Source organism: Klebsiella sp. 4_1_44FAA, from assembly GCF_000238715.1.
Classification (GTDB): domain Bacteria; phylum Pseudomonadota; class Gammaproteobacteria; order Enterobacterales; family Enterobacteriaceae; genus Klebsiella; species Klebsiella pneumoniae.
Window position 1 is genome coordinate 1 of sequence record NZ_JH414802.1, and the last position, 24,679, is coordinate 24,679.

Genomic DNA, 24,679 nt, shown 5'->3' on the forward strand with positions numbered 1-24,679 from the left:
GCGGCGTAAGAAAATCAGCGCGCTTATCCCTCCCCGAAAAGGTGCGGGTTACTGGCCCGGTGAATATGCAGACCGTAACCGTGCAGTGGCTAATCAGCGAATGACCGGGAGTAATGCGCGGTGGAAATGGACAACAGATTACAACCGTCGCTCGATAGCGGAAACGGCGATGTACCGGGTAAAACAGCTGTTCGGGGGTTCACTGACGCTGCGTGACTACGATGGTCAGGTTGCGGAGGCTATGGCCCTGGTACGAGCGCTGAACAAAATGACGAAAGCAGGTATGCCTGAAAGCGTGCGTATTACCTGAAAACACAACCCGCTACGGGGGAGACTTACCCGAAATCTGATTTATTCAACAAAGCCCTGTCCGGCATATCTTACTGCTGTTGCATTTTCTGACCGAACGCGTCACGGGATGCCAGATGAAATGCTCATTTGATAGCGCGCCGCCTGCAGTGTGTATCAACCGGGCTTGATCAGCCACAGACGTGATTATCAAAAAGATGCCAGCTTCGTTTTCCGCACTCAAATGGCGAGTGCCATCGCGACCATAAACAGAACCGCCAGCTGAAGTTGAATGGTGTACTGAAGCCCAACGCAGCCGGCTTCCATGTTGACAGGCTCTGCCTCACCTCCCCCTTCCCTTGTATCTGGTGATTAGCTACCACCAGGGAGCACCTGACTACAACATATCGCAATTCCGTTCATCGCCGAAAAAGCATAAATGCTCTCTCGGGCATTTATGCTTTTATATCGCGGTCAGAAAGATTTGTTATGTTTCATCTATGAATGATACTCGAGCCACTATTCATCCAGCTGAACTGCTTATACTTTTACAGATGAATACAACACACAGTGGAAATCGTTGATTGCCACAATTTGAATATCCGGATTATTCAGTGCTGCGCGCAGTACATTGCGTCCGATCCGGCCAAAACCGTTAATACCGACCTTTACCATAATTAACTCCTTATCGATTATCGCTGGAGTCAGAGTAGGACGGACGGGTTATGGCGTAAATGACAAAAAAGGATCACTTTACGCCATTTTGCGACAGTGAAATCGTTGACGATATTCACCTGGAGTGAGGTTAAGCTGTTTCTCAAACAAGCGTCGCAGGTTAATACTGCTGCCAAATCCCGTTTGCTCGGCGATACGATCCAGCGTCTCGTGAGTCTGCTCCAAACGCTGCCGCGCGGCGGCCAGGCGGGCTTCCGCGACGTACCGCGCTGGCGAAGCGCCGGTTTCCCGGGTAAAGACGCGGGTGAAATTTCGCGGACTCATGGCGACTTTTTCCGCCAGCTTATCTACGCTGAGGTCGGCGGTGAGGTTTTCGAGCAACCACGCCAGCAGATCGTTAATCGGGCCCTGGGTGGCGGTCTGCTGAAGGTTATAGCGGCTAAACTGCAGCTGGCCTCCCGGGCGACGCAGATACATGACGAAGTCCTGGGCGATATCGCGCGCCAGGCTGAAGCCATAGTCTTCTTCAACCAGCGCCAGCGTAAGATCAAAGCCGGAACTGACCCCGCCAGAGGTCCAGATATGTTCGTCCTGAATATAGAGCGGCCCGCCCTCGACGCGGATCTGCGGGAATTCCGCCTGCATGGTTTCCAGCAGCTTCCAGTGGGTAGTGGCCCGTCTGCCGTCCAGCAGTCCGGTTTGCGCCAGCAGCATCGCACCGCCGCAAATGGAGACTATGCGGCGGGCATGGGGAGCGGCAAGGCGCAACCAGTCAACCACTGCCATCCCCTCCTGCGAGTTTTGACCTCTGCCGGTAATCATGATGGTATCGAGGGGCTCGCGAGGGTCAATCTCATGCAGACGATGGTCGGCCAGCAGATTTAAACCTGACTGACCATGGATAACCTGATGCGGTTGAGTTGTCGCTAGCTTGACCTGGTAGCAGATTTCCCGGGCACCTCCCGGGTGCAGGCGGTTGGCCTGCATCAGAATGTCAGCAATACCGGCGGATTCAAACAGCATGCCGCCATCGGGTACAATAATAAGTATCTTTTTCATGTCCTGAAAAGTAATCTTTTTACAGAATAAGTCAACAAAAGGATGTAAAAACCTGAAGGCTCGGAAAGAGTGGTTTCATACGTGCCTTCAGTTTCAGGGAGATGAACGTTAAACAGGTAGATTTTGCCTCACAGTACAGGCAGCATCACTTTGACAGGACATCACGAAGGTAGAATCTCAATCGTGGCTGCCCTGGCGCGTATCCCTGTCATTGCGGAAACATAGCTGCTGCCGGAGTACTTTTTCAGGTAAGCCTGATCAATTTTACTTTCAAGCTCAGGGTCCGAGGGTTTTGCGAACAGTACGTCGAATTCCTGTCCGATAGCCAGTATCTTACCTGCCTGCTGGGACAATGCAGCCTGATACCATTTTGAACGGATACCACTATAGGCTCGGACGAAAAGTCGGTTGTCCACCTTCACTTCCCATATCCATGTCGGCGTACCGGTCGTATTCATATCGGGATGATACGGTGCGATTTTCAGGTCGTCGGCCGCATCTATTCTTGTTAATACTTCAGGGTTCCAGTACATATACCTCTCCTCTTTCATATGCGGTTGCTTTTTTCTGTCGCAGGATTAACTCGATAATATTCGGAAATTAATATCGCATCAGGAATTAGTGCCAGCTTTATCAGTAACAATAGAATACCCAACACCCCATGCTAAGAGAGCAGTATCTGTCGTTTGTCCCACAGACACTGCATCTGAAAACACCGGACGGTGCTATGGCTTATTTATTAAGATTTTTGTTGAAAAATGCAGTGATGTTATCGAACGGGATCTTGTCCATACGATCATATAAATCAACATGGGTAGCATTTTTTACAATCAGCAGCTCTTTTGGCTGATTTGCCGCTTCATAAGCCGTTTTGGAGAAGTAAAGCGAATGCGCCTTTTCACCATGGATGAACAGGATCGGGCGCGGAGAAATTTCCTTAATATAGGTCATGAGCGGGAAATTCATAAAGGCCATCGGCGTTGTCACGGACCATGAATTGCCAGAGTTGACGGCTCGGGGATGATAGCCGCGTTTAGTCATGTAGTAGTCCGCATAGTCCACGAGGAACTGTGCTTCACCGCCCTTCAGTTTATTATAGGCTGGCTGGTATGCCGGTTTGCCGTTTGCTGCATCTTCCCAGCGTTGAAGACTCATCTTCTCCAGCGCCTGCTCGCGTTGCTCCGGTGTTACGCTGTCATTGTAGCCTTTTGACATTACGCGGCTCATATCATACATGGTGCTGGCAACGACCGCTTTTACGCGCTTATCCACGGCAACAGCGTTCAGGGCAATCCCCCCCATGCCGCAGATACCGATGACACCGATACGTTCACGATCCACATAAGGTTGTAGTCCCATAAAATCGACTGCAGCCATAAAGTCTTCGGTATTGATATCGGGTGAAGCAATATTGCGGGGTTCACCACTGCTTTCACCGGTATAAGACGGATCAAATGCCAGCGTCACGAATCCGCGCTCTGCTAAAGTCTGAGCATAGAGACCCGAGGCCTGCTCTTTTACCGCGCCAAAAGGCCCGGAAATAACAAGCGCAGCAAGCTTCTTGTTCCCGCGATCTTTTGGAAGATACACATCTGCGGCCAGCGTAATGCCGTAACGGTTTTTAAAAGTAACTTTTTGATGATCCACTTTTTCGCTCCTTGGGAAAGTTTTATCCCACGTCTGAACCAGACGGCCTGAAGAATCTGCTGTGCCTGGTGCAGGCTGGGCCACCGCAACTTCTGTTGAAATCAGAGCCATCGCCCCGGCAAGGAGTGCGCCATTAAAAAAGCGCGTCGAAGATATTAGCGTCATGATATTAAAACCTTTCATTGGATATTGAGGGACCTATTTCAGACAACATGCATGAGTATTTCAGTTACAACTTTCGGCCGGTAATCACTGGCGATACCAAACGCTTTGACATTGATCTGGACGTTCTCAACGATAGCGGGCAGATCTGCTTCCTTGATGTTCGGCTGTTCAAGACGTGTTGGCGTACCAATTTCTTCAAACCACTTCTCAAGCGCAGCGATGCCGTCGTGGCAGTTAAAAAATGGCTTAAACCTGAACGGGTTAAATTTGCTCGCGGTGAACCCTGATTTCAGGACACTGCCTCATTTCAGAGTTATTATTTTGAATGTCTTTAATAAAAGGTGTTATTAAAATACTCTGCATTATTTGCCTGATCCTCTGAACCTAATCTCAAAGCGTGTATTTCAGTTTTCATAGCTGCTAAGTTGATAACCTCAAAAGAGGTCAAAAGTGTGGGGCATTACAGAATGATTCCTGACAAATCGGTTGAAATACTGCTGGGTGAGCTATCGAGGGATATTGCACAGCGCACACCCGGCACCGGCGATTTCCCTACCGCCGTAGAAGGGCTCGAATTGTTTCGCCGAAACGAACCCGCTCCCCCGGTAAGCTGCCTGGTCCCTCCCAGTATCGTTCTGGTGGCCGATGGCGCGAAGATCATGTGGGTTGGGGGTGAACCTTATGAATATAATGCGGAAAAATTCCTGATTACCTCTCTTGACCTGCCGGCCAGTTCGGAAATATTGCAGGCTTCGACATCCCAGCCCTGCGTCGGCGTAGCCTATAAGCTTGACCAGCGCGTGCTAATGGAATTAATTGCCCAGGGAAGCCTGCCGCCGGTCAAAAAACGAGACGCGGGAACGAGTGTCGGGATAGGTACTATTACCGATGCTTTGCTGGAGCCTTTCTGCCGTCTGCTTTCTTTGCTTGACGAACCTGAAGCCATTCCTGTTCTCGGGCCGCTGATCCAAAGAGAGATACACTACCGGCTTTTGATGAGCGATCAGTCCGATCATCTCAGACAGATTGCAGCAGTCGACGGCCATGGCTACCGTATCGGTAAAGCTATCGACTGGTTAAAGACCAATATTGCATCACCTTTACGCGTCGAGGAACTGGCAAGTCGTGTGCAAATGAGCACGCCCTCTTTCCACCACCATTTCAGGCAGCTTGCGGGGATGAGCCCGCTACGGTATCAGAAATGGCTGCGCCTCAATGAAGCCAGGCGACTGATGCTGAATGAACATTACGATGTCACCACAGCAGCCTATGCGGTCGGTTACGAAAGCCTGTCCCATTTCAGCCGGGAATATACGCGGATGTTCGGGGAATCGCCCAAGAGGGATATTACTGAACTGAGAAAGTCAGCGGGTAAGCTTTAATCAATTCTGGACCGCCTGTACCATGCCTGGTCTTCGATATCCCCCCGGCACGTGAGTCTAATACCCAAAACTTTACCCCGCCCTGATGGACGGGATTTTACGACGCGCTGGTTAGTGACAACGTCACAGCAGCGCGCTAAAGATACTCCTCTTCATCCAGCGAGATCACCTGAATGCCGGCATTACGATACGCATGAACATCATCAGGCAGACGATCCACCACCACCGTGTCAATTCGATCTGCGGCGGTAAATTGGGCAAGCGAGGTGTTATTCAGCTTGCTATAGTCGCAGACAATAATCACCTGACTGGCGTGTTCCACCATGCCGCGTTTCGTTTCTGCCAGCATGATATCGGCCACGCAGGCGCCGTGTTTCAGCGACAGCGAATTGGTGCCCATAAATGCTTTATCGACGTTTAGCGTGTCGAGAATGGAACGTCCGTTGATCGCCACCACGCAGTGGTATCCCTTCTTAACGATCCCCCCGAGCAGAATCGTTTGAATCGAGGGACTGGCCTCAAGCTCCCGGGCGATTTGGTAATCATTGGTAACCACCGTGACGTTCTGTCTGTCACGAATATTGCGCGCGATATGTAGCGTCGTGGTACCGGTATCCAGCACGATTATATCGCCATCCTCAACCAGCGCCGCCGCGCGCTGGCCGATCCGTTCTTTCGCGCTGAGATTGACAATTTCGCGGGCGTCCGATGCTTGTTCGAAGCTCGCTCGGGTACGAAGAACGGCTCCGCCATGCGTTCGGGTCAGCAACCCCTCCTCTTCCAGCTGGCGGAGATCGGCACGAATGGTAGCGCCAGATACATTAAAGACGTCACACATCTCAGAAACAGCAACTTTGCGTTTTTCCCTGAGAATACCGAGTAACTTCTCCTGTCTTTCTTCTGCAAACATTCTGCCTCTCTCTTTTTTACAGCTCGTTACGCGCGTCGCGGCGCTGGCTTACCTTTGCGTATCAGTCGGGCCCCACGCTGAGCGCATCCAGCCTGTCGTATAAGGCGGCGGATTGCCGGTACAGCGTATCAAAAAGCTCGCTGCAGGCGTGGTAATAATCCCGCAGACGGGGATCCGGTGAGATCAGTTTGTCGAACTGCACCGTTTGCCGCACGCCGCTGGCAAAATCGGCGTACAACCCTACCCCAACCCCGGCGATAATACCGCATCCGGTGACGCCATTCTCCTGATTACGCGTAGATAATATCGGCAGATTGTACGCTGCGGCTTTGATTTCAAGCCACAGCGAGCTGCGCGCGCCGCCACCGGAAGCGATCATTTGTTGCGGATACTGCCCGCACTTCTGCAGCTGCCGAAGATTGCGCCAGGATGCAAAGGCCACCCCTTCCAGAACTGCGCGGAATAAATGACCGCGGCGATGCTTGCGCTGCAGGCCAAAAAACTGTGCCCGCGAGTTCGTGTGTTCGGCCAGACGTTCTCCCGTCAGATAGGGAAGAAACAGCAGCCCTTCTGCCCCCGCCGGCACCGCCGCCGCTTCCTGTAAAAGCTGTGGATGCGTAATCTGGTTATCGGCAAGTGCCAGCCGCGCCCAGCGAACGGCATCGCCGCCGGCGTCGAGGATCGTAAATCCGCCCCAGGCCGCGTTGGCAAGATGTAGATTATTAACCAGCGGATGGTGTAACGGCCGCGGCGACACCACCGTCATCAGCGTCGACGTGCCGGTCGAATCGGACGCCATCCCCGGTTCATACACACCCGAGCCCAGCAGAGAGGCCGCCATATCCGACGTCCCGGCAACCACCGGGATACCCGCCGGCAGGCCCGTCAGGTCGGCTGCGCGCTGCGTCACCTGGCCGATTATGTCGCTGGAAAGTTTAAGCTCCGGGAGCTGATCGACCCGCAGACCAAACGTTTCGCAGGCTTGCGAAGACCAGCTACGGGTTTCGCTGTCCATCAGGAAATAGCACGACGCTTCGCTATAATCGGTCGCCATGGCACCGGTCAGCATGAAATTAATATAGTCCTTCGGCATTAATACTTTGGCGAGCTGCGACCAGCGATCCGGATGATTTTCGCGCCACCAGGCTAACTTGAAAGCGGGCCATGCTGCCGCAGGCGGATTATTCAAATGCGCCAGCCACTTTTCCCAACCTTCGCGCGCGTTAAAGGCGTCAACTTGCGGCTGGCTGCGCTTATCATTCCACAGCAACGCCCTATCCTCCACCAGCTCGCCACGGTCGTCCAGAAGGACGGTGCCATGCATCTGTCCGCAAGCACCAATAACCGCAATTTGCGCTGCCGTTTCAGGATAGCGGTAAAGCACCTCGCGTATACAGTCGCAGGCGGCCTGCCACCATAAAGACGGGGCCTGTTCTGACCAACCTGCACGCGGCGTGGTTTGCTCATACTCTCTTTGCGCAAAGCCGATCATCGCGCCGTCAATGCGCACAATAGCGGCGCGGGTACTGCCAGTGCCAACATCAATCGTGAGTATTTTATCTTTCATCACTAACTCCGGTGACGTCTTAAGGCGGGCCACCAGGCCCGCGGTCTCTCAGTTTAATCGGCGTTCAGCTCGGGAAAACGTTCCGGGTGCTGCTCCAGTTCAGCCAGCACCTTGGTTACCGCGCCATGGCTCATGCCAAAGCGGCGCACGCCAAGCTGGTACAGCGCACGCACCGTGGCCAGATCGCGAATGCCCCCGGCGCCTTTGATATCGATTCGGCCTTTAAGCTGGTCGGCGATGATCCTGACTTTTTCCACCGTGGCGCCGGTGGGCGCCCAGCCGGTAGAGGTTTTGACCCACTTCATCCCCACCTCTACGGCAATTTCGCACACGCGACGAATCTGCTCCTCATTAAGATAGTGCGTTTCAAGGATCACTTTGGCCGGTACCGGGGCGGCGGCTTCCACCACGCGGCGCAAATCTTCGCGCACATAGTCATAATCGCCGGAGAGCACTTTGCCGATATTCACGACCATATCCACTTCCCGAGCGCCGTCGGCAATCAGCTGCCGCACTTCCTGAACCTTGGTATCGGTGGTATGCCCACCGCCGGGAAAGCCGACCGGACCGCCAATCATCACCTCTCCCGTACCCTGCTGCGGCAGCAACGTACTGAGAAAGCGCGTCCAGCAAGGCAGTACGTGGACGGAAATAATGTTGTATCTGGCAGCCAGCTCGGCGCAGGCGCGAACATCCGCTTCGGTACTGGTGGCCTGAACTGCGCTCAGATCAACTAAACGTGCAAAACGACGGGTTGTTTCATTCATGGTCTTATCCTGTCCTTTGTTTTTAATTGCTTTCATTTAATGCTGATATTTGGCTTAAATCCATTTAAAAACGCATTAAATGAAAATAACGTGATCAAATTAGCATTTTTTATTTTCATTTGTTTTTAATTAGCAGCAGGAAATAAGCGTTAACCTTGCAGAGCAGGCGTAATCGGGCATAAATGGGCGCAAAAGCAATCTTGCATTTATTTTTGTTTGTTTTTGTTTATGCCTGAATCACGGGCGAAATAGCGCAAACCGCTGACGGAAGTGAAGCGAAATGCGTGCGCTATCACAGTGTTCGGCTGCGGATAGCTTGCCTTCGTGGGACATTCCCGAGGTCTCAACGCTCTGCGCAAGGGAAAGGTAATCTGATTATGTACTTCAGGAGAGAGCTATGTTGCCGCTGGAACGTCATCGTTTGATTGTTGAACTGCTGGGCCAACACGGCGTCATGCGGGTGAATGAGATTGCGCAAGCGACTCGGGTCTCCAGGGAAACGATTCGCCGCGATCTGAGCGAGCTGGAACGCAAAGGGATCTTAACCCGAAGCCACGGTGGAGCGCTGGCGGCGGAAAATCCGCTGCCGGCGACCCGGGCGGCGGCATCCGCCCTGCCAGTTGAAGATAGCCAGGGAAGCTTTCAGCACAGAACGCTGCTGCACAGCGAAGGCAAAATGCGCGTGGCCCGTAAAGCACTGCAGTTTCTCCAACCGGGACAGACCATTGTCCTGGACGGGAGTAGCACCAGCTGGTTTTTGGCCCGGCAGATGCCGGAGATGGCGTTGACGGTGATTACGCCCTCCATTCGCATCTTACAAACTCTGATGAGCCGACGCTCGTTGCATCTCGTCGGGCTGGGGGGCGATTTCTCCCCGACCGAAGAGTCGTTCTTCGGGGAAACCGCCTCACGAACGCTACGCGAATATGCCATTGATACGCTCTTTTTCTCCTGCCAGGGGCTGGAGCGCGATAGCGGCTTGTATGCGGGTACGCAAGCCCACGCCGCCCTGCTGAAACAGATGCTGCTGGCCGCCCGTCAGACTGTGGCTTTGGTCGACGGCAGCAAGCTGGGGCGAACAGGCGTCGCGCGTATCGGCGGACTGGGCGAGCTGGACTGTCTGGTGACTGAAAGGTTTGTCGATCCGCTGCTGGAAAAAGAGATGACCTGGCATAACGTCAGCCTGCAAATCGCCTGAGTACGCCGTCATGACGTGACGGTTAATACGCGCAATGTCGAAACGCTGCTTACCGCGGCAGGGCCAGACTTTGCCTGAATTCAGCCACCACCGGAATAAATGAGGCCTTATGCGTTATTACCTTTCTCCCTCGCTGATGTGTATGGACATGATGAAGCTGACGGAACAGCTGCGCTTTCTAAACAGCAAAGCCGACAGGCTGCATGTCGACATCATGGACGGCCACTATGTCAAAAATCTGGCGTTGTCGGCCAGCTTTGTGGCGCAGATCCGTCCCTACACCTCGCTTCCTATCGATGTCCATCTGATGGTCGAAGCGCCCGCTTCGTTTATACCGGCGCTGTTAGACGCCGGCGCAGACGCCTTCTCACTGCATCCGGAGACCATCTGCCGCGAAGCGTTCCGGGTTATCAATATGCTTCGTCAGGCGGGGAAAGAGGTGGGAATGGTGCTCAATCCCGCCACACCGGTTGAGAGCATCCAGCACTATCTGCATCTGCTCGATAAGGTGACGGTGATGACCGTCGACCCAGGCTATGCCGGTCAGCCGTTTATTCCTGAAATGCTCGCCAAAATTACGCAGCTTCATCAGCTCAAAGAGACCGGCAGCCTCCGCTTCTTGCTGGAAGTCGATGGCTCCTGTAACCGCAACACCTACCGCGCGCTGCTGGGCGCCGGGGCGCAGATATTGGTGATGGGCAGCAGCGGTTTATTCCGCGCTGATATGCCGCTCGAGCTGGCCTGGGAAACCATGTCCCGCGAACTGTCCGCCGCGCTGCACTCCCCCGAGCTGGTATAGAGGAGCGAATGATGTCAGGAAAAGTCTGTGTTTTTGGTTCATTCAATTTCGACATGGTCGCCAGGGTGGATCACTTTCCGGTACCAGGTGAGTCGTTAGTGGCCTGCGGAAGTATGACCAGCGCCGGAGGTAAAGGGGCGAACCAGGCCACCGCCGCGCTAAAAGCGGGAGCAAATGTCCACTATATCGGCAAGATTGGCAATGACACCTTCGGCCATTTTGCCCGCCGTCATCTGAAAGGCGTGGGCTTCAATGCTGTGACGCTGCTGGTCGCCGAAGAGATCCCCACCGGCAATGCGCTGATTTATGTCGCCGGTAACGATGCCGAAAACATGATTGCCGTCGATCCCGGCGCGAATATGACGGTGACCGATGATGAAATCGCCGGCTGCATTCCCGCTATCGGCTGCGCGGATGTGGTTCTGGTTCAGCTGGAGAACAATCTTTTTGCTATTGAACAGGTCATAGACGCCGGCAAACAAGCCGGGGCCCTGGTAATACTCAATCCCGCGCCCTGGCAGCCCGTTGAGCACGCCCTTCTACGCAAAGTGGATTTACTTACACCGAACGCCACGGAGGCCGGGTTAATGACCGGACGCCGGGTTGACAGTCTGACGGCCGCGGCTGAGGCCGCCGACGTGTTACATGCTCAGGGCGCGCGCAACGTCATTATCACTCTCGGCGCCAGCGGCGCCCTGCTGAGCGAGCATGGGGTGAAATCCCCTATTCCCTGCTTTCCTTCTCACCCCCGAGACACTACCGGTGCGGGCGATGCCTTCAACGGCGCGCTGGCGGCGCGGCTGGCCTGCGGGGAACCGCTACAGGCCGCAGCCCGATTCGCGGCGGCCTATGCCGCCGTCAGTGTCGAAAAGCAAGGCGCCTCATCTTTACCTGAGTACCTGGAGGCACAGGAACGGCTTCTCCGTGCCGCCGCTGATTATGAAATGGCATAAACCCTACTGTATAAAAAACATTAAGAGGATAGCTCAATGAGTACGCTAATCACGGATAAGGTCGATAACGCAGCGGTCCAAAAAGAAAAACTGGACACCAGTGCGTATTTACCCCATACCCCCTGGCTGCAATTTTTACTGGTCTGTTGCCTGTTTGCGCTATGGGGGATGGCGGGCAACCTGAATGATATTTTGATCGCCCAGTTTAAAAAGGGCTTCGATTTAACGGATACCCAGACAGCGCTGGTGCAGTCGATTTTTTTCCTCGGCTACTTTTTTGTCGCCCTGCCCGCGGCGGCGCTGATTAAGCGTTTCTCCTATAAAGCGGCGATTATTATTGGGCTGTGCCTGTACGCCCTCGGCTGCTTCCTGTTCGTTCCGGCCGCACAGATCATGACCTACGGCGCATTCCTCGCCTGCCTCGGAGTGATCGCCTGCGGACTCTCTTTTCTGGAAACGTCGGCAAACACCTACTCCAGCCTGCTGGGTCCGATTCAATCCTCCACCCAGCGTATTAACTTTTCGCAGATCTTCAACTCGCTGGGCGTGATCTCCGGCGTATTAATTGGCCAGCTGATGGTCTTTGGCGAAAACGATCCGAGTCATGAACAACTGCTGGCGATGCCCGCCGCCGCTGCAGACGTTGCACGCCATCAGATGGTTGGTCAGGTGGTCGGGCCCTATCTGATTATCGGCTCCGTACTGGTGGTGCTGGCGCTGGTGTTCGTGTTTATTAAATTCCCGTCGTGCAAGGGCGCGCCCGCTCAACAACAGCAACTCCCGACGGAAAGCATGGGGCCAACGCTGAAACGCCTGTTTGCTATCCCGCGCTTTCGCCTCGGGATCCTGTCGCAGTTTTTGTACGTCGGCGCCCAGGTTGGCGTATGGAGCTTCACGATTCGCTTTGTGCAGCTCGTGCAGCAAGGCACCAGCGAGCACTCCGCGACTTACTGGCTGCTGGCTTCTCTGGTGATTTACGCCGTGGGAAAAACCGTGGCCACCTGGTTGATGAACCGTCTGAATCCGGCGATGCTGCTTGGAACGTTTGCCCTGGCCGCCACCGCCCTGTTACTGATTGCCGTTTTCAGCGGTTCAATGCTGGCGGTCTATGCGCTCATTCTGGTCAGCTTCTGTATGGCGCCATGCTGGCCGACGAACTTTGGTCTGGTGATCAAAGGGATGGGGAAAGATACCCAGACCGCAGGCTCGATCGTGGTGATGTCGATTATCGGCGGGGCCGTAATTCCTCTGGTGATGGGCATTATCTCGGATATGAACGGCGGCAATATGCAAATCGCCTTTATCGCTCCGCTCCTGTGCTTTGTGTATGTCGCTTTCTACGGCTTCTGGTGCGTGCGTAAGGGGGTATAACATGCGCGAACTTATCAACACGATTGCTCATATTGGCTATCAGGTCAGTGACTTAACGCGTTCGCTTGCCTTCTATGAACCGCTGGGCTTTCAGCGCCAGCAGCGGTTTAGCAAGCCATCGCCACAGGGCACTATTGAAGTTGCGTTCCTGGAAATGGCGGGCGCCGTCCTCGAGCTGTATCAGCTTCCCGCTGGAACGCCCTTTGACGCCCCTCGCTGCGGTATCGATCATCTGGCGCTGGAAGTCAGCGACCTGGATGCGGTGCAGCAGCGGCTGGCGGCGCTCGGTTATCAGCTCGATGAAGGGCCGATAGAAGAAGACAACGTGCGCTTCCTGCTTATTCGCGGCCCCGATGGCGAACGGCTCGAGTTCGATGCCTGTAAACGCTAAGCGGCAGGGCTGACCCCTTCACTCTTTTAGGCCCGGTTAACACGGGTCTATAAGATACGTCCTCTGGCTTTATTCACGTCGGTTTGATTCGCGGATATCTCTCCCCCACCCGGTCTCTCCTGCCCATTGTGCAATGTTACAAAATTGCTTCTGTTTTGTTGATTTCTATTGTGAGCCATTCGGCAATTTCCTCTCCTGAATTTCCCCAGACTACTCCTACTCAATACGCGATATCAGGAGAGACACATGAACAGCACCTCCGCCGACTTCCAGAATCTGTACCAGGCCCTGAGCCACAGCGCCGCCCGCAGCCCGGATGCCCTGGCGCTGGCGTTTGAGGATCGGCGCTATCTGTACCGCGATTTTCATCTGCGGGTACAGCGGGCGATGGCGCAGCTTGATCGCGGCTGGTCGCTGCGCAAAGGCGACCGTATTCTGCTGGCCTGGGGCAATCACCCCGCTTTTTGCGAAGTCCTTTTTGCCGCGCTGGGTTTGGGCATCGAAGTGGTGCCTTTCAGCACCAAGCTTAAGCAGGCCGAAAGCGAGGCGCTGGTAGGCCATATCGCTCCCCGGGTTGTCCTGTTCGATGCGACAGTACAGGACTGGCTGAAAAACACCCCTGACGCGCGTGCGGTTTCTCTCAGCGAATGGCAGGCGCTCTGCCTTCCCGAACCGCTGACCCGCCCGCCGGTCCCGGTTAACCGCGACGATACGGCGGTGATGATGTTCACCTCCGGCACCACCGGAGAGCCTAAAGGGGCGATTATCACCCACAATAACCTGCTCTGCGCGATTGACGCCTATACGCAAAAACTGAATCTCACCGCCGCGGATAGCACCATCCTGGCGGTGCCTATCTATCACATCACCGGCCTGTCGGCGCTGCTGGCGCTGTTTATTAGCCTCGGCGCGAGCATCTGGCTGCAGCATCGGTTCAATGCCCCGCAGGTGATCACCACCCTGCGCGAGCAGAACATTACCTTTCTGCACGGCTCGCCCACCATTTTTATCCTTCTTTGCCAGGCTGCGCGTGAGCAGAGCGTCAACCATCCCAGCGATTTTCCGGCATTGCGCACGATTGCCTGCGGCGCTGGCCACCTGAGCGATGGACTGATCAAGGAGTTAAAAACCCTGTTCCCGCATACCGCGATTCAGCCAATCTACGGCCTCACCGAAACGACCTCGCCTGCGACGATTTTTCCGGGCGACGTCTGGGGCAGCGATAAATGCGGCAGTTCAGGTCAGGCGATCCCGGGTCTCGCCATTACCATCCGCAACGATCGCCAGCAGCCCCTCCCCGCCGGGCAAATCGGCCATATCTGGCTAAAAGGCGATGTGGTGATCCGCGAATACTGGCAGCACAGCGAGCGACGCCCGAGCTGCGATGCGCAGGGCTGGTTTTGTACCGGCGATCTGGGCTATCTCGACGACGAAGGCTGGCTGTACATCAAAGACCGCAGCAAGGACATGATCAATCGCGGCGGCGAGAAAATTTACTCACTGGAGCTGGAAAACATTCTCTCTACCTATCGGGGAGTACGGGAAGTTGCCGTCATCCCGACCCCCAGCCCGGTCTACGGCGAAGAGCCCGTGGCGTTTATCGTGCCGGATGGCCAGCATCACCTGACCAGCGAAGAGATCCTCGACTGGCTGAAGGTCAAAATCGCCCGCTTTAAGCTACCGGCGCGCATTATTTTCACCCGTGCTTTACCGCGTACCCACAACGGCAAAGTGAGCAAACAGCAGCTCAAAACGCGTCTCGCAGAATCCATCATCACGCTATCAACGGAGGATAAAAAGTGAGCAGCAAATTTATCGACGCCCATGAGGCGGCGCGGTGGGTCGCCAGCGGCGACACCGTCTGCACCGTCGGGATGACGCTTATCGGCGCGGCGGAGTCCATTTTAAGCGCCATCGAAGCGCGCTTTCTGACCGCGGGCGAACCGCGTGACCTGACGCTACTGCATGCCGCGGGGCAAAGCGATCGCCAGCGCGGTATCCAGCACTTTGCCCATCCGGGTATGGTGACCCGCCTTATCGGTTCGCACTGGGGCCTGGCGCCGCGCTGGATGGCGATGATCAACAACAACGAAGTGGAAGCCTGGTGCCTGCCGCAGGGGCAGATCGTTCATCTCTATAGCGCGATGGCCGCCGGACTGCCGGGGCGGCTTTCCCCCGTCGGTCTCGGTACCTTTGTCGATCCGCGCATAGAGGGCGGAAGGATGAACGCCCGCACCCGCGAACGACCCAATCTGATCGAGCACGTCACGTTTCGCGGCGACGAATATCTGTTTTATCCGGCTCTTCCTCTGGACGTGGTCATTGTGCGCGGCACCCATGCTGATGAAGACGGCAACCTCACGACCGATGAAGAGGTGATGAAGCTGGAAGTCCTGCACGCCGTTCTCGCCGCCAGACGCTACGGGGCGAAGGTGCTGGCGCAGGTGAAATATCGCGTAGCGAAAGGCTCGCTGCATCCGAAAAGCATCACCGTTCCCGGCAACCTGATCGACGCCATCGTGGTATGCGAAGAGCCGCAGACGGATCACCGGCAGACTTCAAGCTGGGCCTTCGACCCAGCGCTGTGCGGCGATATCCAGCTGCCCGCCGCGCAAAATGCGCCGCTGCCGCTGGATCTGCGCAAGCTTATCGGGCGGATTGCCTGCCGCTATCTGACCCCCGGCTGCGTCATCAATCTCGGCACCGGTATTCCCAATGACGTGATTGGCGCCATCATTCACGAGGAACAGCTCGGCGAGCAGGTCACCATCACCGTCGAGTCAGGGATCTACGGTGGGCAGCAGGCGGGTGGCGTGGATTTTGGTATCGGCCGTAATCTGAGCGCGATGATTAGCCACCAGGATCAAATGCTCTACTACAACGGCGCAGGGGTCGACATCACCTTTATGGGCGCCGGCGAGATGGACCCGCACGGGCACGTCAATGCCACACGGCTCGGCGCATCCTGCCCCGGCGCGGGCGGTTTTATCGATATCACCCAGAATGCCCGCCACGTCGTGTTCTGCTCCTCTTTTACCGCCAAAGGGCTGGAGATCGCCTGTGAACACGGGGCGCTGCATATCCGCCGCGAAGGCGAGGTGCGTAAATTCGTCGCCGGGGTAAACCAGATTTCTTACAACGGCGAACTGGCCCGCGCCAAAGGACAAACCATGCATTACGTCACCGAACGGGCGGTTTTCGAACTGCGCCCGGAAGGACCGGTGCTGACGGAAATCGCCCCCGGCATCGATCTTGAGCGCGACATCCTGGCGCATATGGATTTTCATCCGGCGATCGCCGCGGATCTTCAGGTTATGGACAGCCGATTGTTCGCCCCGCCGCCCTGCGGTCTCGCGGAACATCTGTCCCGGAATTCATCCTCTGACTCATAAGGAACGTTGCTATGAAACTTGCCAGTAAAACCGCCATTGTCACCGGCGCCGCACGCGGTATCGGCTTTGGCATTGCCCAGGTGCTTGCGCGGGAAGGCGCGCGAGTGATTATCGCCGATCGTGATGCACACGGCGAAGCCGCCGCCGCTTCCCTGCGCGAATCGGGCGCACAGGCGCTGTTTATCAGCTGCAATATCGCTGAAAAAACGCAGGTCGAAGCCCTGTTTTCCCAGGCCGAAGAGGCGTTTGGCCCGGTAGACATTCTGGTGAATAACGCCGGAATCAACCGCGACGCCATGCTGCATAAATTAACGGAAGCGGACTGGGACACGGTTATCGACGTTAACCTGAAAGGCACTTTCCTCTGTATGCAGCAGGCCGCTATCCGCATGCGCGAGCGCGGTGCGGGCCGCATTATCAATATCGCTTCCGCCAGCTGGCTTGGCAACGTCGGGCAAACCAACTATTCGGCGTCAAAAGCCGGCGTGGTGGGAATGACCAAAACCGCCTGCCGCGAACTGGCGAAAAAAGGTGTCACGGTGAATGCCATCTGCCCGGGCTTTATCGACACCGACATGACGCGCGGCGTACCGGAAAACGTCTGGCAAATCATGATCAGCAAAATCCCCGCGGGTTATGCCGGCGAGGCGAAAGACGTCGGCGAGTGCGTGGCGTTTCTGGCGTCCGATGGCGCGCGCTATATCAATGGTGAAGTGATTAACGTCGGCGGCGGCATGGTGCTGTAAGGAGAAAAACAATGACCCAGGCTAATGATATTGTGATTGTCAGCGGCGTCCGTACCGCTATTGGCACGTTTAACGGCAGTCTTAAACATACCCATCAGCATGACCTTGGGGCCGCCGTCATTCGCGAAGCGATCGCCCGCGCCGGGATTGCGCCGCAGGATATCGACGAAACGATCGTCGGCAACGTCGGGCAAATCGCCGAAAGCGGTTTTATCGCCCGCATCTGTCAGCTGCGCGCGGGGATCCCGCAGGAGAGCACCGCCTATTCCGTTAACCGCCAGTGCGGCTCCGGACTTCAGGCCCTGGCGGACGGCATGATGCAGCTGCAAAGCGGCCAGGCCGAGGTGGTCGTCGCCTGCGGCACTGAAAATATGACCCAGCTGCCCTACTACCTGCGTAAAGCGCGCGATGGCTATCGCATGGGCCACGGCGAGCTGGAAGATGGCCTGATCTCCATTCTCACCTGGCCGGAAGGCCCTTATCACAACGGCATCACCGCGGAAAACGTCGCGCAACGCTTCGGTATTACCCGCGAAGCGATGGACGATTTCGCCTGGTCGAGCCAGCAGAAGGCGCTGAAGGCGATCGCGGAGGGTCGCTTTCGCGAGCAGATCCTGGCCCTTGAGGTGCCGGACGGCAAAAAAGCGACCCGCCTGTTTGCGACCGATGAACACCCGCGCGACACCCCGCGTGAAAAGCTCGCCACGCTGCGTCCGGCTTTTAAAGCCGACGGCGTGGTGACGGCGGCCAACTCATCGGGCATTAACGACGGCGCGGCGGCGCTGGTGATGATGACCCGCCAGCAGGCGGAAAAACGCGGCTTAACCCCGCGCATGCGCATTCGCGGCTGGGCGGTCGCCGGCTGCGGAGCTGAGATTATGGGGTTTGGTCCCTCTCCCGCTACCCGACGCCTGATGGACCGTCTCAATATAGATGTGCAGTCCATTGATTTAATTGAACTCAACGAGGCCTTCGCCGCTCAGGCGCTGGCGGTGATGAACGATCTGCGTCTCGACCCGGCCCGCGTTAACGTCAACGGCGGCGCGATCGCCCTCGGCCACCCGGTAGGCGCCAGCGGTGCGATTCTGCCGGTCAAACTGATGTATGAAATGGCGCGCAGCGGCGCACGCACTGGTCTGGTCACCATGTGCATCGGCGGCGGCCAGGGGATTTCTATGCTGTTCGAGCGCGAAGGCGCTTAGCAAAAGACGGCCCGAAGTGGGGCTTCGGGCCGGGCGTCGTTCGGGTCAGCACCCGGCGACAACCTGTGAGCTGACGAACGGGATCGTCTCGATCCCGGCAAGGCTTCTGACCACGAATACGGGGAAATAATAACCATGTCCGCAATAAATGAAAAGGCGGTAAACGGGACGCAGCTGCAACGCACCCATAAAAAAATCTACCGCCATTTGATGCCGCTGCTTATCGTGGCGTACATCATCAGCTTTATTGATCGTACCAATATTGGCATGGCGAAAGCGACCATGTCGGTGGATATCGGCCTTTCCGCAACCGCATTCGGCCTCGGGGCCGGGTTGTTTTTTCTCACCTACGCAGTGCTGGAGATCCCCAGTAACCTGTTTCTCACCCGGATTGGCGCACGGCGCTGGATAGCTCGCATCATGATTACCTGGGGCATCCTCTCCTGCGGTATGGCGTTTGTCACCGGGCCTACGTCCTTTTACGTGATGCGCCTTCTGCTCGGCGCCGCCGAAGCGGGACTCTATCCGGGCATTATTTACTACCTCACCCTCTGGTTTGGCCGCGAAGAGCGCGCAAAAGCCACCGGCCTGTTCCTGCTGGGGGTCTGTCTGGCCAATATTATCGGCGCGCCGCTGGGCGGATTGTTATTAAGCCTTGATGGCATGTCCGGCTGGCACGGCTGGCAGTGGATGTTCTTTATCGAAGGGCTGCCTGCGATAGCGCTGGCGTTCGTCGTCTGGCGCAGACTGCCGGATAAACCAGCCGACGCCCGCTGGCTGGACAGCGACGATGTGCAAGCCATTAACGCGGTACTGGCGAAAGAAGCCGAGGAAACGCGCCATACGCCGAGCCGTTTCTCCCTGAAAACCGCGCTGTCCACCCGAGTGTTTTTGTTGCTGGTGCTGATTTACTTTACCCACCAGTTTTCGGTTTACGGCCTGAGTTATTTCCTGCCGGGGATCATCGGTAGCTGGGGCCAGCTTACTCCGCTGCAGATTGGTCTGCTGACCGCCATCCCGTGGATTGCCGCCGCCGCGGGTGGGATCCTGCTGCCGCGATTCGCCCGCACGGAACAGCGTTCCCGCAGCATGCTGATGGCCGGATATCTGGTCATGGCGACCGGCATGGCGATTGGCGCCATTGCCGGCCACGGTGTGGCGCTGCTTGGCTTCTCGCTGGCCGCTTTCATGTTCTTCGCTATGCAATCCATCATCTTTAACTGGCTCCCGTCCATCATGAGCGGGCATATGCTGGCGGGCAGCTTCGGCCTGCTCAACTGCCTCGGGCTGTGCGGGGGCTTTCTCGGGCCGTTTATTCTCGGCGCGTTTGAGGACCGCACCGGTGCGGCAACGTCCGGCTTATGGTTCGCTGTCGCGCTACTGATTATCGGCGCGCTGGTGTCCCTGTTTCTCAAAAGTTCCTCATCCCCAGGCTCCGTATCGGCGAAACAGGCCCACGGCGAAAAAGTGTAATCAGGAGGCCATTATGCGCATTGAAGTGTTACTGGATTTAAAAACCCGACTCGGCGAAAGCCCGGTCTGGGATGTCGAACAGCAGCGTCTTTGGTGGGTGGACAGCCTCGACGGGCGCCTGTTCGCCTGCAACGCGCAGGGCGGCGCGATCAAGAGCTGGGACGTGCGACAGAAAATTGGCTCTTTCGCCCTGCGCCAGAACGGCGAAGGCGCGGTGGTGGCGCTGCAGAATGGCGTTCATCTGCTCGACTTCGCCAGCGGCGAGCTGACGCTGTTGCACCATCCGGAAGCGGACCGACCCTTTAACCGGCTCAACGACGGCAAAGTCGATCGTCAGGGACGCTTTCTGTTCGGGTCAATGGATATGCGCGAAGAGGAACCGAGCGGCGCGCTATATCGCCTGGACGCCGATCTGTCCCTGCACGTGCTGAAGAAAGACATTATCGTCTCTAACGCCCCCTGCTGGAGCCCCTCCGGCGAGACCTTCTATTTTGCCGATACCTGGACGGGCGAAATCTGCGCCTGGGACTACAACACCGCGACCGGCGATCTTTCCGGTGAACGGGTCTTTTGCCATGTCGATCGCAGCGAAGGCGGCGCGGCGGACGGCGCCACCGTGGACAGCGAAGGCTATCTGTGGAACGCGCTGGTCTACGCGGGCAAGCTGGTGCGCTATACCCCAGAGGGCAAGGTCGATCGCATCATTGAGATGCCGGTGAAAAAAGTGACCAGCGTGATGTTCGGCGGCGAAAACCTTGATGTGCTGTACGTCACCTCCATGGCGCAGCCGCCCCTGCCGCGCTTCCCGGAAGATAATCAGCTGCGCGGCAGCCTGTTCGCCATTTACGACCTGGGCGTGACCGGCGTAGCGGAACGGCGCTTCGCCGGCTAAACGAACCACCGGCTCGCCGCGATAACAATAATACCCGGCGAACTGACTCTGACCCTGACACCAGGCGGCGCGCATCATGCTGTCGCGACGCCGCGGAGTAAACACGACTATGACAACAATCAATCACACACCTGCCGGCGAACAACGTGGCAAAAAGCGGCTGATACATCGCTTCTCCTGGGTTTCGCTACTGGTTTGCTGGCTAATCTGGGTGCTTAACGCCTACGATCGCGAGATGATCCTGCGCCTTGGCCCGGTCATCTCTAAGGAGTTCTCGCTCTCGCCGGAACAGTGGGGCAATATCGTCGCCCTGATCATGGTAGCCCTTGCGGTGCTGGATATTCCCGGCTCCATCTGGAGCGATCGCTACGGGTCTGGCTGGAAACGAGCCCGCTTTCAGGTACCGCTGGTGCTGGGCTATACCGCGCTGTCTTTTATTTCCGGGATTAAAGCGATCAGCCACGGGCTGACGGCCTTTGTGCTGCTGCGCGTGGGCGTCAACCTTGGGGCCGGCTGGGGCGAACCCGTCGGCGTCAGCAACACCGCGGAGTGGTGGCCGAAAGAGAAGCGCGGTTTTGCGCTGGGGGTGCATCATACCGGCTATCCGATTGGCGCGCTGCTGAGCGGCGTGGTGGCAAGCCTGGTGCTTGCCACGTTTGGCGAAGGCAGCTGGCGCTACTGCTTCCTGCTGGCGCTGCTCGTCGCCATCCCGCTAATGATCTTCTGGGCAAAATATTCTACCGCCGACCGCATCAACACGCTTTATCAGCATATCGACAGCCAGGGGTTGACGCGCCCGGCGACGCAGGAAAGCAGCCATGTCGCCAAAGGCGAAGGGATGAAGACCTTTTTACGCACCCTGCGCAACCGCAATATTTCGCTGACGGCGGGCAATACCCTGCTGACGCAAATCGTCTATATGGGCATTAACGTTGTACTGCCCCCGTATCTTTATCACGTCTCCGGCCTGTCGCTGGCGGCGTCCGCCGGGCTGAGTATTATCTTCACGCTTACCGGTACCCTGGGTCAGGTAATCTGGCCCTGGCTGTCGGATAGCTTTGGCCGTAAACGAACCCTGATCGTCTGCGGTCTGTGGATGAGTATCGGCATTGCGCTGTTCTATTTCGCCACCAATATGCCGCGCCTTATCGCCATTCAGCTATTTTTTGGCCTGGTGGCCAATGCCGTGTGGCCTATCTACTACGCCATGGCGTCGGACTCCGCCGAAGAACGCGCCACCTCTACCGCTAACGGAATTATCACCACGGCGATGTTTATCGGCGGCGGCATTTCGCCATTGCTTATGGGCTGGCTCATTCAGTTTGGCGGCGGCTGGGAAAATCCAGCGGGTTATATCTACGCCTTCTTTACCATGGCGGGATGTGCGCTGCTGGGGATGTTATTACAGCTCATGACCACCGATAAAACGCCGCGCAAAGCGCATTAACGCAGGAGAACGTATGAAGATTGTTATCGCGCTGGATTCGTTTAAAGGTAGCTGTAGCGCGCAGGCCGCTTGCGCAGCGGTAGCCCAGGGATTGCGCCGGGTTGACCAGACGCTGGAGCTGGTCGAAATGCCCGTGTCCGACGGCGGAGAGGGACTGCTGTCGACTCTGGCGGATAGTCCGTTGCTTGAGGGGGCGGTGTGGCAACAGCAGCGCTGTACCTCGCCTTATGGCCTCTCCCTGCAGGCGGATTTCCTGATCCTGCCCGGCGAGCGGGCCATTATCGAGATGGCGCAAAGCTGTGGGCTTGAACTCACGCCGCCAGCGCAGCGGGATGTGCGTCAGGCCAGCAGCTACGGGCTGGGCGAACAGGTAAAGGCGGCGCTGGACGCCGGGTGTCGGCATTTGATTATCGGCCTGGGCGGCAGCGCGACCAACGATGGCGGCATCGGTTTTGCCCAGGCGCTCGGCGCGCGCTTCTGGCGTAAGGACGGCACCCTGCTGCCGGCTCCCGCGGCAGGTCAGGACCTGGCGCATATTCAGCGCATCGATTTGAGCGGTCTGGACCCGCGTCTACAGCAAAGCGAAATACAGGCCTCCTGCGATGTCACTAACCCTCTGCTTGGCGAGCATGGCGCCACCTGGGTGTATGGGGCGCAGAAAGGCGCGGACGAGGCGGCGCTCTGCGAACTGGAGGCGGGAATGGCGCATTATAGCCAGCTGCTTACGCAAACCCTCGGATTCGACGTCAGCGGACGGCCCGGCGCCGGGGCCGCGGGCGGTATGGGGGCTGCGCTTATCGCCTATACCGGCGCCACGCTGCGTCCGGGCATTGACCTGGTGCTGGAGCTGCTTAACGCCGACGGCCATCTTCGCGATGCTGCGCTGACGATCGTGGGTGAAGGCTGGCTCGATCGGCAGAGCGCCTTTGGTAAGGCCCCGGTGGGCGTGGCAGGCAAAGCCGCACGCCATGGCGTGCCGGTTGTGGCCCTTTGCGGCGGGCGTGATGAAAGCAGCCGGCAACTATATCAACACCATATTGACGCAATGTGGTCTATTTGCCAGCGCCCTATGGCGCTGGCAGAGTCGATGAACACATGCGAACCGCTCCTCGCCGACGCCGCGGAGAATGTTCTACGAACCTTTCTGAGCGGGTGGCGCGGAGAGGCACATAAGCGGATAACTGTATGATTATTACAACAGCGCTGGCTAATGAAATTGTCGCCCGGGCAATGGCGATAATTCATCATAACGTGAATGTGATTGACCATCATGGACAGATCATTGCCTCAGGTGAGCGGCATCGTATCGGCGAACAGCATGAAGTCGCCCGGGAGGTAATACGCACCGGGAAACGCATTTGTATTAACAACGCCGCGGAAGCCGCGCGTTTTCACAACGTGCATCCTGGTATTAATCATCCCATTATCTATGACGATCGCGTGGTGATGGTGGTAGGCATCAGCGGCGATCCCGCGGCGATAAGCCGCTATGCTGAACTGGCGGTGCTCACCGCCGAACTGCTGGTCCGCCAGGCCATAGAGATGCGGGAAACCAACTGGCGGCAACGTCTGCGTGACACCTTGTTTTGTCAGTATCTTGAACAAGGGGCTACACCCGCCGGGCAAGAAGCGCTTCATCGCCTGCTGGAACTTGGTTTCGATTTTGATACACTGCGGGTTCCGATCGTAGTGACCGTGCAGGTCGAACAGCATCAGTTAAGCGACATACTGAGTACGCTGTTGCGGGAATTCTCGCAGCTCTCCGGCGTAAGTGACGTTATTTTGCTGGGCAGCCATGAAATATTGATCCTCAACGCGCTAAGCGAAGCCCAGGAAACCCTGCTGCGGGGCATTGAGTTTGTACTGAGTAATCATATAAGCCATTACCATATCGGGATTGGCGTGCAGGCGGACAGCGCCCCGGACATTCGCGAGGCCATTCGGTTCGCCCGCTCGGTGATCGAAGTGGGTAGCAAAGTGCAGCCGCAGCGGCAGATCTACTACTTTCGCGAAATGGCAATGCTCTGCCTGTTCAGGGTGCTGGAAGACAGCTATATGGTCAATTTTTTTATCAATAACGTACGCCAGCTGCTTGAGCATGATTCCGGCGAAGTGCTGCTGGATACCCTGAGCAGCTTTATTGCCAATAATGCCGAACCGGGCAAAACGTCGCTGCTGTTGGGGATTCATCGTAATACGCTCACCTATCGGCTGCAGCAAATTAAAAAGCATATACAGCTCGATCCGATGGTCTTCACCGACCTGACGCAGCTGGCGGTGTCGGTACACTGTTATCGCCGGCTGAATCCGCGCCAGAGCGAATGGATTGATAGCTTAAGCTAACGTACGGTAGAT

23 protein-coding genes and 2 pseudogenes are annotated in these 24,679 nt (G+C 56.7%); 18 read left to right on the plus strand and 7 right to left on the minus strand.

Translation table 11 applies throughout. The features are described from left to right. Both HMPREF1024_RS0126765 and HMPREF1024_RS31775 read left to right on the plus strand, forming a co-directional pair. A partial coding sequence (locus HMPREF1024_RS0126765) for an IS5/IS1182 family transposase (protein ID WP_032451381.1) occupies positions 1-310 on the plus strand: 310 nt, incomplete at its 5' end. 57 nt (positions 311-367) lie between these two features. Continuing rightward, positions 368-442, plus strand: a pseudogene (locus tag HMPREF1024_RS31775) (hypothetical protein); the annotation flags it as partial. A 395-nt stretch (positions 443-837) separates the two neighbouring features. Here the strand turns inward: HMPREF1024_RS31775 and HMPREF1024_RS28950 are convergent. From HMPREF1024_RS28950 to HMPREF1024_RS10440, 4 genes and pseudogenes are all read right to left on the minus strand, one after another. Next, a pseudogene (locus tag HMPREF1024_RS28950) lies at positions 838-963 on the minus strand (glyceraldehyde 3-phosphate dehydrogenase NAD-binding domain-containing protein); the annotation flags it as partial. Positions 964-1,041: 78 nt separating this feature from the next. Further along, positions 1,042-2,022, minus strand: coding sequence for a GlxA family transcriptional regulator (locus HMPREF1024_RS10450; RefSeq protein ID WP_009308856.1), 981 nt, complete (start codon positions 2,020-2,022; stop codon positions 1,042-1,044). Between the two features lie 161 nt (positions 2,023-2,183). After that, a complete protein-coding gene (locus HMPREF1024_RS10445) occupies positions 2,184-2,555 on the minus strand; it encodes a DUF2255 family protein (protein ID WP_004176172.1) in 372 nt (123 codons plus the stop codon). Between the two features lie 199 nt (positions 2,556-2,754). Then, positions 2,755-3,852 carry an alpha/beta hydrolase gene (locus HMPREF1024_RS10440; RefSeq protein ID WP_004221581.1) on the minus strand — a complete coding sequence of 366 codons (1,098 nt, stop codon included), beginning with the start codon at positions 3,850-3,852 and terminating at the stop codon, positions 2,755-2,757. A 29-nt stretch (positions 3,853-3,881) separates the two neighbouring features. On the opposite strand from HMPREF1024_RS10440, the gene HMPREF1024_RS10435 reads away from it, so the two are divergent. Both HMPREF1024_RS10435 and HMPREF1024_RS10430 read left to right on the plus strand, forming a co-directional pair. Further along, the gene (locus HMPREF1024_RS10435; protein ID WP_009308857.1) at positions 3,882-4,121 is read left to right on the plus strand and encodes a hypothetical protein; all 240 of its coding nucleotides are present in this window, start codon (positions 3,882-3,884) and stop codon (positions 4,119-4,121) included. Between the two features lie 180 nt (positions 4,122-4,301). Next, positions 4,302-5,216 (plus strand): AraC family transcriptional regulator, encoded by a 915-nt coding sequence (locus HMPREF1024_RS10430; RefSeq protein WP_004199872.1) that lies wholly within the window; start codon positions 4,302-4,304, stop codon positions 5,214-5,216. Between the two features lie 136 nt (positions 5,217-5,352). On the opposite strand, the gene HMPREF1024_RS10425 is transcribed toward HMPREF1024_RS10430, so the two are convergent. From HMPREF1024_RS10425 to deoC, 3 genes are all read right to left on the minus strand, one after another. Next, positions 5,353-6,126 (minus strand): DeoR/GlpR family DNA-binding transcription regulator, encoded by a 774-nt coding sequence (locus HMPREF1024_RS10425; RefSeq protein ID WP_009308858.1) that lies wholly within the window; start codon positions 6,124-6,126, stop codon positions 5,353-5,355. Positions 6,127-6,187: 61 nt separating this feature from the next. Beyond that, a complete protein-coding gene (locus tag HMPREF1024_RS10420) occupies positions 6,188-7,693 on the minus strand; it encodes an FGGY-family carbohydrate kinase (RefSeq protein ID WP_009308859.1) in 1,506 nt (501 codons plus the stop codon). 53 nt (positions 7,694-7,746) lie between these two features. Next, positions 7,747-8,496 carry a deoxyribose-phosphate aldolase gene (gene deoC / locus HMPREF1024_RS10415; RefSeq protein WP_014907592.1) on the minus strand — a complete coding sequence of 250 codons (750 nt, stop codon included), beginning with the start codon at positions 8,494-8,496 and terminating at the stop codon, positions 7,747-7,749. Positions 8,497-8,857: 361 nt separating this feature from the next. Between deoC and HMPREF1024_RS10410 the strand changes: the two genes are divergently transcribed. The 14 genes from HMPREF1024_RS10410 to HMPREF1024_RS10345 all read left to right on the plus strand — a co-directional run bounded on the left by HMPREF1024_RS10410 (position 8,858) and on the right by HMPREF1024_RS10345 (position 24,667). Continuing rightward, positions 8,858-9,658 (plus strand): DeoR/GlpR family DNA-binding transcription regulator, encoded by an 801-nt coding sequence (locus HMPREF1024_RS10410; protein ID WP_004143408.1) that lies wholly within the window; start codon positions 8,858-8,860, stop codon positions 9,656-9,658. Positions 9,659-9,767: 109 nt separating this feature from the next. Further along, positions 9,768-10,457 carry a D-allulose 6-phosphate 3-epimerase gene (gene alsE, locus HMPREF1024_RS10405; RefSeq protein ID WP_004151641.1) on the plus strand — a complete coding sequence of 230 codons (690 nt, stop codon included), beginning with the start codon at positions 9,768-9,770 and terminating at the stop codon, positions 10,455-10,457. A gap of 11 nt (positions 10,458-10,468) precedes the next feature. After that, positions 10,469-11,410, plus strand: a complete 942-nt coding sequence (locus HMPREF1024_RS10400) for a ribokinase (RefSeq protein WP_009308861.1) — start codon at positions 10,469-10,471, stop codon at positions 11,408-11,410. A gap of 36 nt (positions 11,411-11,446) precedes the next feature. After that, positions 11,447-12,781 (plus strand): L-fucose:H+ symporter permease, encoded by a 1,335-nt coding sequence (gene fucP, locus HMPREF1024_RS10395; RefSeq protein ID WP_002904849.1) that lies wholly within the window; start codon positions 11,447-11,449, stop codon positions 12,779-12,781. A 1-nt stretch (position 12,782) separates the two neighbouring features. Next, complete coding sequence (locus tag HMPREF1024_RS10390) at positions 12,783-13,172, plus strand: VOC family protein (protein WP_004143416.1); 390 nt, start codon at positions 12,783-12,785, stop codon at positions 13,170-13,172. Positions 13,173-13,418: 246 nt separating this feature from the next. After that, a complete protein-coding gene (locus HMPREF1024_RS10385) occupies positions 13,419-14,975 on the plus strand; it encodes a class I adenylate-forming enzyme family protein (RefSeq protein ID WP_004176180.1) in 1,557 nt (518 codons plus the stop codon). Further along, positions 14,972-16,564 (plus strand): acyl CoA:acetate/3-ketoacid CoA transferase, encoded by a 1,593-nt coding sequence (locus HMPREF1024_RS10380; RefSeq protein ID WP_004179836.1) that lies wholly within the window; start codon positions 14,972-14,974, stop codon positions 16,562-16,564. Before HMPREF1024_RS10385 ends, HMPREF1024_RS10380 begins: the two co-directional genes overlap by 4 nt. Before the next feature lie 11 nt (positions 16,565-16,575). Next, the gene (gene fabG, locus HMPREF1024_RS10375) at positions 16,576-17,310 is read left to right on the plus strand and encodes a 3-oxoacyl-ACP reductase FabG (RefSeq protein WP_002904841.1); all 735 of its coding nucleotides are present in this window, start codon (positions 16,576-16,578) and stop codon (positions 17,308-17,310) included. 11 nt (positions 17,311-17,321) lie between these two features. Next, complete coding sequence (locus HMPREF1024_RS10370; protein WP_004179834.1) at positions 17,322-18,512, plus strand: thiolase family protein; 1,191 nt, start codon at positions 17,322-17,324, stop codon at positions 18,510-18,512. A 135-nt stretch (positions 18,513-18,647) separates the two neighbouring features. Beyond that, complete coding sequence (locus HMPREF1024_RS10365) at positions 18,648-19,985, plus strand: MFS transporter (protein ID WP_004143425.1); 1,338 nt, start codon at positions 18,648-18,650, stop codon at positions 19,983-19,985. 13 nt (positions 19,986-19,998) lie between these two features. Next, positions 19,999-20,877 carry an SMP-30/gluconolactonase/LRE family protein gene (locus HMPREF1024_RS10360; protein WP_009308862.1) on the plus strand — a complete coding sequence of 293 codons (879 nt, stop codon included), beginning with the start codon at positions 19,999-20,001 and terminating at the stop codon, positions 20,875-20,877. A 76-nt stretch (positions 20,878-20,953) separates the two neighbouring features. Then, on the plus strand, positions 20,954-22,324 hold the full coding sequence (locus HMPREF1024_RS10355) for an MFS transporter (RefSeq protein WP_004176181.1): 1,371 nt from the start codon (positions 20,954-20,956) through the stop codon (positions 22,322-22,324). 13 nt (positions 22,325-22,337) lie between these two features. Continuing rightward, positions 22,338-23,513: a glycerate kinase gene (locus tag HMPREF1024_RS10350; protein ID WP_009308863.1), complete on the plus strand. Its 1,176-nt coding sequence runs from the start codon at positions 22,338-22,340 to the stop codon at positions 23,511-23,513. After that, positions 23,510-24,667 (plus strand): sugar diacid recognition domain-containing protein, encoded by a 1,158-nt coding sequence (locus HMPREF1024_RS10345; RefSeq protein ID WP_009308864.1) that lies wholly within the window; start codon positions 23,510-23,512, stop codon positions 24,665-24,667. The genes HMPREF1024_RS10350 and HMPREF1024_RS10345 overlap by 4 nt, the downstream gene beginning before the upstream one ends. Positions 24,668-24,679: the final 12 nt, after the last annotated feature.